Below are 11965 nucleotides of genomic sequence, written 5' to 3' on the forward strand. Positions count from 1 at the left end.
TCTTCATATAACAAAGCCCCAATAAAAACAATTTATTGGGGCTTTGTATTATATTTATCTTTAGCTTAATCCAACTTAAGTACAGCCAGAAAAGCCTTTTGAGGAACTTCAACGTTACCTACTTGCTTCATCCGCTTCTTACCTTTTTTCTGCTTCTCAAGAAGTTTTCGTTTACGGCTTATATCACCACCATAACATTTTGCTGTTACATCCTTACGAACCGCCTTTACTGTTTCTCTGGCAATAATTTTAGTTCCTATGGCAGCCTGTATTGCAATATCAAACTGCTGACGAGGAATTAACTCTTTCAGCTTTTCACACATCCTTCTTCCAAGAGTATATGCATTGTCAAAGTGTATCAACGTTGATAAGGCATCCACACTTTCACCGTTAAGAAGAATATCTAGCTTTATCAATTTTGCGGCCTTAAACCCCGTTGAATAATAATCAAACGAAGCATAACCTTTTGATATACTCTTTAACTTATCGTAAAAATCAAATACAATTTCGGCAAGGGGCATATTGTAATTCAATTCTACCCTATCTGCTGTTAAATAATGCTGCTTTATCAATTCTCCACGCTTACTCAGGCATAGTGTCATTATCTGACCGATAAATTCACTCTTTGTAATGATCTGGGCATGTATGTAAGGTTCATCTATCCGGTCTACAACAGTAGGCTCTGGCAAGCCTGAAGGGTTATGCACCTCTAACTCCTCTCCCTTTTTAGTATGTACTATGTAGGGAACATTAGGAACAGTTGTAATAACATTCATGTCAAATTCCCTATCCAGACGCTCCTGTATAATTTCCATATGTAACATCCCCAGGAATCCACAACGAAACCCAAACCCCAAAGCCGCTGATGATTCAGGTTCAAAAGTTAACGAAGCATCGTTGAGCTGCAATTTTTCCATAGAAGCTCTTAAATCCTCATAATCGTCACTTTCAATAGGATACACTCCGGCAAACACCATAGGTTTTACTTCCTCAAAACCTTCAATCCTTTGCTTACAACCTTCTTTAACATGAGTAATGGTGTCACCCACCTTAACTTCCTTGCTGGTTTTTATTCCCGAAATAATATAGCCTACATCACCTGTTTTTAAAACCTTCCTTGGTTCCATATCCAAACGAAGTACACCAATTTCATCAGCATAATATTCTTTGCCTGTAGCCATAAACTTCACATGGTCACCTTTGCGTATTTCACCGTTTACAACCTTGAAATATGCAATAATACCACGAAATGAATTAAATACGGAATCAAAAATAAGGCATTGCAATGGTTCTTCAGCCTCTCCCACCGGAGCCGGAACCTTCTCAATAATCGCTCTTAATATATCCTCAACTCCCTGACCTGTTTTACCGCTAGCCCGGATAATATCCTCCCGTTCTCCTCCTATCAGATCTAAAATCTGATCTTCAACCTCATCAGGCATGGCATTGGGCAGATCCATCTTATTCATTACAGGTATAATATGCAAATCATGTTCAATAGCCTGATACAAATTTGAAATGGTTTGAGCCTGGATACCCTGTGTAGAATCAACAATTAACAATGCCCCCTCACAAGCTGCTATCGACCGGGAAACCTCATACGAAAAATCAACGTGCCCGGGAGTATCAATCAAATTAAGAACATATTTTTCTCCATCCAATTCATAATCCATCTGTATAGCATGACTCTTAATGGTAATCCCTCTTTCCCTTTCGAGATCCATATTGTCCAGTACCTGCTCCTGAGCGTCTCTTTCTGAAACCGTAGATGTAAATTCCAGCAACCTGTCTGCCAAGGTACTTTTCCCGTGGTCAATGTGAGCTATAATACAAAAATTCCTTATATTTTTCATGCGCTAATAATATCCTGTTATCTTCATGATGCCGATATGTTCATTGCCATTACCTAAACAACAACTGAACGGAACATCTTTAACAAACACTCCCTATCGAATTTGCAAAGATATTCAAATCCTTTAAATTATAAGAATCAATATTAACTTCCTAAAAAGAAAATATTTAGATTTTATCACCGTTATTCTACCAGATATTTAATATGAATTTTAGAGTTGTTTTGCACAAACTTAATTCACGGGAAAAACTATATGTATATCTTTGCTTCAAAATAAACTATCGATGCAAAAAATTTTAGTCACAGGTTGTGCTGGTTTTATAGGGTCTCACCTTACCGAGAGATTGCTTAGTGAAAATTATATTGTTGTTGGTGTAGATAATTTTGATCCTTTTTATTGCCGGAAGACAAAAGAAAGAAACCTGGCCGGTTTTATAAATCACCCAAATTTTACCTTTCACGAAATAGACCTTTGCAATGAAGAGCTGGTAAACAACCTACTAAAAGACCACTATGATTGCATTGTACATTTAGCTGCAAAAGCAGGTGTCCGACCATCTATTGAAGATCCCCAGAGTTATATTGACACAAATATTTCTGCCACAAGAACTCTTTTAGACTTAATGAAGAATTCCGGTACCAACAAAATGGTATTTTCGAGTTCATCATCAATATATGGAAATTTGAAAGATACACCATGGAAAGAAACCCTGGATGTTTCGCAACCTATATCTCCATATGCTTTTTCGAAGAAAGCATGTGAACTCCTAAATCACACCTACCACCACCTATACAACCTTGATATAATCAACGTCAGATTTTTTACCGTATTCGGACCTAGGCAGAGACCTGATCTTGCCATTAATAAATTCACCCGATTACTGTATCAAAACAAACCCATTCCAATGTTTGGCGATGGCTCGACGGCAAGAGATTATACATTTATTCAAGACATTGTTTCCGGAATTATTAAATCTATTGAATACCTTAAGAAAAACAACAAGGTATTTGAAAATATAAACCTTGGAAATAAAACCCCGGTAAAACTACTTGACTTGATTCATGAGATAGCAAATATCACCGGAAAACAACTAAAAATTGATCAACTACCAATGCAACCCGGCGATGTCAGCAATACTTGTGCTGACATTTCAAAGGCTGAAAAACTAATTGGCTACCACCCTGAAACATCGTTAAAAGGCGGACTGGAAGCTTTTAACAACTGGTATCTACAAACTGAAAAAGAATAAAATTACAGACTCCGTATTGGCAAACGGAAATAAACTGGAAAACACTTTTACATTAAGGCAAAAAAAGAGGGACTTTATAATAAAATCCCTCTTGCTATCAATGTTATATACCAAAAATTATTTCCCAATCATTTCCTGCACTAAATCAGAAGCTTCTTTCAGTGTAACAGCAGAATACACTTCCAACCCTGATTCATCAATAATCTTTTTACCACCTTCTGCATTGGTTCCCTGAAGGCGAACAATAACAGGCACACGGATCTTTCCAATCTTTTTATAAGCTTCTACTACTCCACTTGCTACCCTGTCGCATCGCACTATCCCACCAAATATATTAATCAAGATAGCTTCCACATTGGAGTCTTCAAGGATAATCTTTAACCCAGCTTCAACAGTTAGAGCATTTGCCCCCCCTCCAACATCCAGAAAGTTTGCAGGATCTCCCCCTGAAAGTTTTATAATATCCATGGTTGCCATAGCCAACCCAGCACCATTCACCATACATCCCACATTGCCATCTAATTTTACAAAATTAAGATGGTGTTTTGAAGCCTCTATTTCAGCAGGATCTTCTTCTGACAGATCCCTCATAGCCATATAATCCGGATGCCTGTATAGTGCATTATCATCCAGGTTAAGTTTGGCATCTATAGCCATAATCAAATCATCAGAAGTCTTCAAAACAGGATTAATCTCAACCAAAGAAGCATCGGAACCTTCATATGCCATATACAACGCAGTAACAAACTTTACCATTTCCTTAAAAGCTTTACCGGAAAGACCTAAATTAAAGGCTATTCTCCTTGCCTGAAATGGCAGCACACCTGCTGAAGGGTCTACCTCTTCCTTAAATATCAAATGAGGCGTTTGAGCCGCTACAGTCTCAATGTCCATCCCCCCTTCGGTGGAGTACATTATAATATTTCGCCCAGTGGCCCTGTTTAACAGAACACTCATATAAAATTCCTTAGGCTCTGAATCGCCTGGATAAAATACATTTTGGGCAATCAAAACCTTATTAACCCTTTTTCCTTCCGGACCGGTTTGATGGGTAACCAATTGCATTCCCAATATTTGATCTGCCAACATTTTAACCTCATCAAGGGTTTGAGCAACCTTTACGCCTCCACCTTTACCCCTTCCTCCGGCATGAATCTGCGCTTTAACAACCCATTTATCTGTACCTGTTGTTTGCTGTAACTCTTTTGCAGCGTCAACAGCCTCGTCAGGAGTATTTGCAACGATGCCCTCCGAAACTCTAACTCCAAAACTCTTTAGTATTTGTTGTCCCTGGTATTCGTGTATGTTCATTGTAGAATTTTTATAGATGATTAACTCTGATATTAAACCCGATTTAAAACATAACCTTATATAGGTTCATAAATAGTATTTTTATTCAATTTTATTAATGTACTACTTTGATTTTAAAAATAAAAGATAGTTTTGCTTATTTTTGCAATCCTGAAAAATTAAAAACATCAAATGAGAAAATTACGTAACAAAGAATTAAACAGATTAACCATAAAAGAGTTCAAAGAGGTAAAAAAGAACAGCATTGTTACCATCCTCGATAATGTAAGAAGCCTCAATAATGTCGGATCAGTTTTCCGAACTTCCGATGCCCTTTGCCTGGAAGAAATAATCCTTTGCGGCATTACCCCAACCCCACCCCATAACGACATACACAAAACTGCCCTTGGAGCTGAGGATTCTATGAATTGGAGTTATCATGAAGACACGTTGAATGCAGTTATTAAACTTCAGGAAAAAGGTTACAAAGTATTTGCAGTGGAACAAGCAGAGGGCAGCACATCCCTCATAGACTTTAAGCCATCAGTTGACGAGAAAATAGCTCTTGTTTTTGGAAACGAAGTAAAAGGTGTTCAACAGACAGTAGTTAACCAATGTGACGGTTGCATAGAGATACCTCAATTTGGAACTAAGCACTCATTTAACATTAGTGTCAGTGCAGGAATTGTACTTTGGGAAGCCACAAAGAGCATCAAGGGCTTAGGTTAGCAAAGACCTGCCCTTACCTTTATAATCATTTCTATAATCAAAACAAGCAATCAAACCACAGAACAATTGCTTTTTCAAAAAGAGGGAAAGCCACCATTCCGGCAACTTCCCCTTGTATCTCTTAAAAACAATACTCTATTCATCGGCTTGAAACATAGGATCCCATGGAGGCAACACAATGGCTTCCGTATCGAATATTTTTAATATCGCCTCACTTACAAACCTTTTGTTTGGCACAATTCTAAACATATACTCACTAAACCAATCGTCGGTAAATGTTAGATAGCCATTATGACCGGAATTACTCCCCCAACTATTTTCGAACTGCCACATAACAGTATTTTCATTAGAATCAACATCCACTGCCACCAAAGCCATTCCATGAGAAGATCCACTTTCTCCTGTTAGAATTCGTTTACTCTTATCCATCCCAAACTCAACTCCCAATAAATCACCATACAAATAGTTATCTACAGCACAAAGTCCCTCTTTGGAATTAAGCTGTTTCCCTACATCACACGAAGCATATAGTGCCTCATTATTCTTTATGGACTCTTTTGCTATATTTTTCAATTCATTAGCAGGAAGATTAACGTATTTCCAGTTTTTTCCTTCCAATACATTCCTATCATACGATATTTCATATAATTTATAATAAGGGCGGGTTGGATCATTCATCAACATCACATATTCTTCAAGATTGACTCCGACAAACTCGTCATAGAATTCTTTTGGAGAATATTCTTTAAAGAGGCTTAGTTTATCTTCCTTATCTGTATAACGCCACTGGAATGTTTTTGGAGGCTGACCTAAGGTCAACACCAAAATACGGTAGATTTCCTTCAATGATTCCGTTTTTATTTCCCTTGCCACAGTCTCGCTTTTTGCCTCCCTTAATTTAAGACCTTCTTCTCGCAGTTTCCGACGCAAAAGCCGATTGAGCATACCTGTATTTTCACTATGATATGTTTCAGGCATAGCGCTTGCAGGAACAACGCCATATTTTTCAGCTAAATTCACAAAACTATTCCATACACCGCCATCTCCAATACAACTTTTAAATAACCATGATACTGTCTGCCCACTTTCTTTTTTACCTACTTTTGCAACCAGAGGACCCATATCTTCGTTCATACCAAGCTTTCTTGTTAAAATGACCTGCTCCAAAAACAAGTTTGATTTTTCAAGCAAATCATAAAAATACAGGTAATTCGTAGAAAAAGTAAAATTAGGCAAACTATACTTCTCCATCACCTTAGGCCTAAGTACATTTAAACTGGTAAACATCCAACACCGTCCCGAACTCTTTTGATCGGTAATACCACTAACATCAACCCTGTATTTAAACTTATGATCGTTGGTAGCAATATTTTCCCTATTAAGGGCTATACTTTTAAGATCATTACCTGAAATAGCACTTATTATAGCTTTTTCTGATGGGGAATTATCTATTCCGCTTTCACACTTTTCAATTATTTCCGGAGTTAATATCTGTGCCTGCACTCCTATTGATAACAAAAGCACTGAAAAACCAATTAATATTTTCATAATCAATTAATATTTTGCTCAATAAAAAAACATATTGAGAATATAAGTTACCTAAATAAAAAAAGGCCGGTCAACGACCGGCCTTACTTTTATCTTAATGCAGTATAATTACTGTACAATAGACTTAAATGTAGCATCTTCAAGGAATTTACCAAACTCCATATCTTTTGCAGCTACTTCTTTCAATGAACCGTCAAGCTCAACAGCTTTACGAAGACTTTCAAACATTAAATCGTTATCAGCAGTTCTTGCACCACAGATAGCTTTTAAGTAATATTTGAAACCTACTTCCATTGTGTTTGCATTTAAAGTAGATAAAGCTGCATCATACTTCTCAGCTAAAATTTTAGCTAATGCAGCGTTACAGCTAGTGCTGTTTCCAAAATAACGCATAGCAGCATCATAATCTCCTTTATGGATTGAAACAATTCCTAAGTTGTTATCTAACTCAGCACCAACTCCAGCAGCAGCACCGAAATACTCTTCTGCTTTTGCTAAATCACCTTTACGTAAAGCAATAACACCAAGGTTGTTGTTGATTACTGGGTTACCAGTGCTCAACTCAGCAGCTTTTTCTAATTTTGCTTTAGCATCGTCTAATTTATCTTGCTTAACTAAGATATAAGCTATATCGTTATAACCTCTCCAACATTTAGGATATACTTTAGTTACGCTTGTATAGATAGACAATTGTTTGCTCATATCATCTGTTAATGTAGCAGCATAAAGAAGCTCCTCTACATTTAATTCTGATGGATTAGAAGCAGCTAACTCAGCAATTTCTTCGTCAGACTTACCAATTAACTCAACATTAACAGCGATTTTAGAACGACGTAATTGAGGTAAGATATCATCAGCAATTACCTTGTAAGTCTCAGACATATTTTTGATTTCTTTCTCACGTACTTCAGGATCTGAATACATTGAAAGAACTCTTAAGATTAATTCTTTATCCTGGATGCTTGAAGCTTCCATTAAAGATTTAAAACCTTCCCAATCTTCAGGAGTATTTTTTAAGTCGAAGAAACCTTCAGCAGACTGATCAACTTTAGCTCTTTTTAATTCTTTTGCTAAATATTTTTCAGCAGCTTTTTGTCTTTTTTCTGATAAAGAAGTGTTCAAATCTGTTGGACCATCAGGAGATGCATAAGCCGAAATAGAAACACCTGTGAATTTTTTGTTCTCTGCAGCCTCAGCTTCTTTGATGTAATCTTTAAGTGCTTTTACTTCTTCTTTTCTCAATTCTGTTCCACGAAGGGCAGCTTGTTGGATTAAGAAGAAAATATCAGCTCCCTGGCTTTCAGGTACAATTCTTTGAAATTTATCTTTTCCTAATGCAGCCATAGCGCCTTTATCTTTAACAAGATCTGAAGTAGCTATAACACCATCAGCAATTTTATAATCATCAAAATCAATTGAAGAAGTTCCTTTTGTTGCTTTAATACGAACAACTAAATCAGAAACTTTCATATTTTCATTGTAAGGAACAGATCCTGTATAAGAATACTGACCACCATTTAGGTAAGAGATCACTTGGTTATTTCCTTCTACAGACTCCCCTTGAACTGTTTTAGAAGGGAAAGCTGTTTCTCCACCATCATACTTTAATACCGGAGTTAACTCTACAATGGCTTTTTTATCCATGTATTTCTCTGGTACTTTAACTTTTACAGTAACATCAACTTTACCTGCATGGGCTTCTAAAACCTCCGGGGTAACAGTATATGTTACATCTTGTGCTCCAGTTTTCATTTTATTTAACCCGGCACAGCTTGCTAATAATGCTGCAAGGGCTAATGAAGCAAAAACATTGATTCTTGATTTTTTCATAATATTAACCTAATTATGTGTTTTCAATTAACTTTCGATTAGCTTGTACAAATTTAAGAATGTTTTTAAAAAATAAAAGATCCTAGTACAATATTTGCAAATATAGATAATCTCTTGGGATTATATCAAGTACCTGACAATAATATGATATGTTTTTTAACAATGGGAACGAATAACGCTAGTGATTATTATTTTTTTTGATAAAAAAACACAAGACTTCATATAAAATCAACCTCTCTACAGCACTTAGAATAACAAATCAGACTTCCGTAATCGTTCCTCTTTATATTTCCCAAAAAACCAACCACCAAGAGTTCCCAACACCCATCCCAGAATAATTCCACCTTTCATTGGAAAAACAGGTATTAAAAACGAAACGACGATCCCAAAAACAACTCCCAAAGCCATACCCTTTAGTGCATTAACAGACAACACCAATCCTTTAGGCTTAATGGAATGCTGCACTTTCAAATGTTTCATTATCTTTTCAACCTGATTATCAAACTCTAAAGAATAGCTATTTCCATCCTCAAAAAATTGATCCAGATGGAGCGTTGCCTCTTGCAATTTACCCCAGTACATTAAACAATCCGGACATGCAGAAGACTTACTTTCCAACAACTTACCCAAACGGGGCAAAACCTGGAAATTTGATAACGCAGCCTGAACTTTTGGCAACCGTTCTGCCTTTTCTTCAAGAGATTGAATCCACTCCTCATACCCCATTACTTCAGCCATATTCATTTATTTTACATGAACCCCAATATACAAAAAAAGGCCCTGCCGGACCTTTCTTAAAATATAATAGAATAAAAAACTATTCTTTTTTAGGTTTGCGTTCCGGACGTGGCAACAAGGCTTTTCTAGATAATTTTAATTTACCTGATCTTTGATCAATTTCAATTAATTTCACCTCTACTTCATCACCTTCTTTCAACACATCCTCAACTTTTTCAAGTCGTTTCCATTCAATTTCTGAAATATGAAGTAAACCATCCTTACCTGGTAAAACTTCCACAAAAGCACCAAATGGAACAATGGATTTAACTTTACCTTGATATATCTCACCAATTTCCGGCACTGCAACAATTCCTTTAATCTTGGCCATTGCGGCATTAATTGATGCTGCATTGTCGGCAGAAACACATACTTTACCTACATTACCATCCTCTTCAATAGTAATAGTCGATTCAGTTGAAGCCTGGATTTCCTGGATAATTTTTCCTCCCGGTCCGATAACTGCACCAATCATATCTTTTGGAATAGTAATTGTTTCAATGCGTGGAGCGTGTGGTTTCAAGTCTTCACGTGGCTCAGACATAGTTTCCATAATCTTATCCATGATATGCAAACGACCATCACGAGCCTGCAACAATGCCTTTTCTAAAACTTCGTATGAAAGACCATCAACCTTGATATCCATTTGAGTAGCAGTGATACCATCTCTGGTTCCTGTTACTTTAAAGTCCATATCTCCTAAGTGATCTTCATCTCCTAAGATATCTGAAAGAACTGCAAAATTCTTATCCTCATCGGTAATCAATCCCATTGCAATACCTGTAACCGGCTTTTTAATAGGCACACCAGCATCCATCAAAGCCAATGTTCCAGCACATACAGTTGCCATTGACGAAGAACCATTTGATTCCAAAATATCAGACATAATACGTACTGTATAAGGATAATCTTTAGGCAACATCCTTTTCAACGCCCTGAAAGCAAGGTTACCATGCCCAATCTCACGACGGCTGGTTCCTCTTGAAGCCCTTGCATCTCCTGTTGAAAATGGAGGGAAATTATAATGCAATAAGAAACGCTCAATTGTTTTGTTTAAAACATCATCAACAATTTTCTCATCAAGCTTGGTTCCTAAGGTTACAGTTGATAACGACTGAGTTTCACCACGTGTAAAAATAGAAGAACCATGAGGACCCGGCAAGTAATCAACCTCACTCCAGATAGGTCTGATCTCATCAGTTTTACGACCATCTAAACGTACTCTCTCATCAAGCACACAACGACGTACCGCATCTTTTTCCACATCATGATAGTACTTACCAATCAATTCTGTTGGAATATCACCATCTTCAGCTTCTGCATAATTAGCTGCAACATACTCTTCTTTTATAGCAGCAAACCTATCAGCTCTTTCATGCTTTGGCAAACCTGCTTTGGCAACTTCATATACTTTATCGTAAGTAGCAGCTTTAATGTGAGCTCTCAACTCTTCATCATTCTCTTCGTGACAATAGGCACGTTTTTCTGTTGAGCCAACCATTTCAGCCAATTCAATCTGAGCCTGACACTGAACTTTGATAGCATCGTGAGCCACTTTCATAGCCTCAAGCATTTCCTGCTCCGACACTTCGTCCATCTCACCTTCAACCATAAGGATGTTTTCCATAGTTGCACCCACAACCAACTCCATGTCAGCATTCGCCATCTGAGTACGGGTAGGATTTACAACCAGCTCCCCATTTACACGGGCAACACGAACCTCAGAAATAGGTCCGTTAAATGGAATATCAGAAACAGCCAAAGCTGCTGATGCAGCCAAACCTGCCAAAGCATCTGGCAAATCCTCTTTATCACCTGAAATCAGGTTAATGGTAACAAACGTTTCTGCATGATAATCCTCTGGAAAAAGCGGACGTAAAGCCCTATCGACTAAACGACACACTAATATTTCATTATCCGAAGGACGAGCCTCCCTTTTCATAAATCCACCAGGGAAACGGCCAATAGCCGAAAATTTTTCTCTATACTCTACTGATAAGGGCATAAAGTCAGTACCCGGAACTGCATCTTTAGCAGATACAACGGTTGCCAATAAATAAGTGTTGTTCATTTTCACAACAACAGAACCGTCGGCTTGCTTAGCTAACTTTCCTGTTTCAATGGTAATGGACCTTCCATCACCTAAATCAATTGTTTTTTCAATTGGAGTAATCATATTATTTTCTTTATCTCTTTTGTCGCCCCAAATATATGTAATATCATGAGATTATATTATTATTCAGGCATTTATTTTCATGTGTTTAAATTTTCTTTGAGTTTCATTTGTTTTTGATATACTAATACAAAGCCAATCAACTCACAACTTTTTTTCTCAATATAAACATCCGGGTTAAACGAAAAAAGGCAACCCATATGGATTGCCTTTTTAATTTCCTTAGCAAGATTACTTACGAATCCCTAATTCTTTAATAATAGCACGGTATCGCTCAATATCTTTATTCTTGATGTAATCAAGTAAATTACGACGCTTACCTACTAATTTAACTAGGGCGTGTTCTGTACTATAATCCTTTTTATTAACCTTTAAGTGTTCGGTTAAATGCGAGATACGGTATGAAAATAATGCTATCTGGCCTTCAGCAGAACCAGTATCAGAATTCGACTTCCCGTACTTCTCGAAGATTTCTTGCTTTTTTTCTTTTGTCAAGTACATAAAGCTTATATTTAA

The 11965-nt window shown here is 37.0% G+C and carries 9 protein-coding genes; 2 read left to right on the forward strand and 7 right to left on the reverse strand.

Features of this window, described 5'->3' with window-relative positions; genetic code table 11:
• Window positions 1-65 precede the first annotated feature (65 nt).
• A complete protein-coding gene (gene lepA / locus OM074_RS00065; RefSeq protein ID WP_301197218.1) occupies window positions 66-1853 on the reverse strand; it encodes a translation elongation factor 4 in 1788 nt (595 codons plus the stop codon).
• 283 nt (window positions 1854-2136) lie between these two features.
• Between lepA and OM074_RS00070 the strand changes: the two genes are divergently transcribed.
• Window positions 2137-3102 (forward strand): GDP-mannose 4,6-dehydratase, encoded by a 966-nt coding sequence (locus tag OM074_RS00070; protein ID WP_301197219.1) that lies wholly within the window; start codon window positions 2137-2139, stop codon window positions 3100-3102.
• A gap of 117 nt (window positions 3103-3219) precedes the next feature.
• On the opposite strand, the gene sucC is transcribed toward OM074_RS00070, so the two are convergent.
• Entirely contained in the window at window positions 3220-4413 is a 1194-nt protein-coding gene (gene sucC, locus OM074_RS00075) for an ADP-forming succinate--CoA ligase subunit beta (protein ID WP_301197220.1), read from the reverse strand.
• 171 nt (window positions 4414-4584) lie between these two features.
• Here sucC and OM074_RS00080 point away from each other — a divergent pair, with 171 nt between their 5' ends.
• Window positions 4585-5121 carry an RNA methyltransferase gene (locus tag OM074_RS00080; RefSeq protein WP_301197221.1) on the forward strand — a complete coding sequence of 179 codons (537 nt, stop codon included), beginning with the start codon at window positions 4585-4587 and terminating at the stop codon, window positions 5119-5121.
• 135 nt (window positions 5122-5256) lie between these two features.
• Here OM074_RS00080 and OM074_RS00085 read toward each other — a convergent pair whose 3' ends face one another.
• The 5 genes from OM074_RS00085 to rpsO form a co-directional block, all read right to left on the reverse strand.
• A complete protein-coding gene (locus OM074_RS00085; protein ID WP_301197222.1) occupies window positions 5257-6669 on the reverse strand; it encodes a C1 family peptidase in 1413 nt (470 codons plus the stop codon).
• A gap of 108 nt (window positions 6670-6777) precedes the next feature.
• Entirely contained in the window at window positions 6778-8499 is a 1722-nt protein-coding gene (locus tag OM074_RS00090) for a tetratricopeptide repeat protein (RefSeq protein ID WP_301197223.1), read from the reverse strand.
• Window positions 8500-8745: 246 nt separating this feature from the next.
• Window positions 8746-9237 (reverse strand): hypothetical protein, encoded by a 492-nt coding sequence (locus OM074_RS00095; protein WP_301197224.1) that lies wholly within the window; start codon window positions 9235-9237, stop codon window positions 8746-8748.
• A 79-nt stretch (window positions 9238-9316) separates the two neighbouring features.
• A complete protein-coding gene (pnp, locus tag OM074_RS00100; protein WP_301197225.1) occupies window positions 9317-11452 on the reverse strand; it encodes a polyribonucleotide nucleotidyltransferase in 2136 nt (711 codons plus the stop codon).
• 228 nt (window positions 11453-11680) lie between these two features.
• Window positions 11681-11950 carry a 30S ribosomal protein S15 gene (gene rpsO / locus OM074_RS00105; protein ID WP_301197226.1) on the reverse strand — a complete coding sequence of 90 codons (270 nt, stop codon included), beginning with the start codon at window positions 11948-11950 and terminating at the stop codon, window positions 11681-11683.
• Between the last annotated feature and the right edge of the window lie 15 nt (window positions 11951-11965).

Origin of the sequence: Plebeiibacterium marinum, from assembly GCF_026013615.1 — a bacterium.
GTDB classification, from domain to species: domain Bacteria; phylum Bacteroidota; class Bacteroidia; order Bacteroidales; family Marinilabiliaceae; genus Saccharicrinis; species Saccharicrinis marinus_A.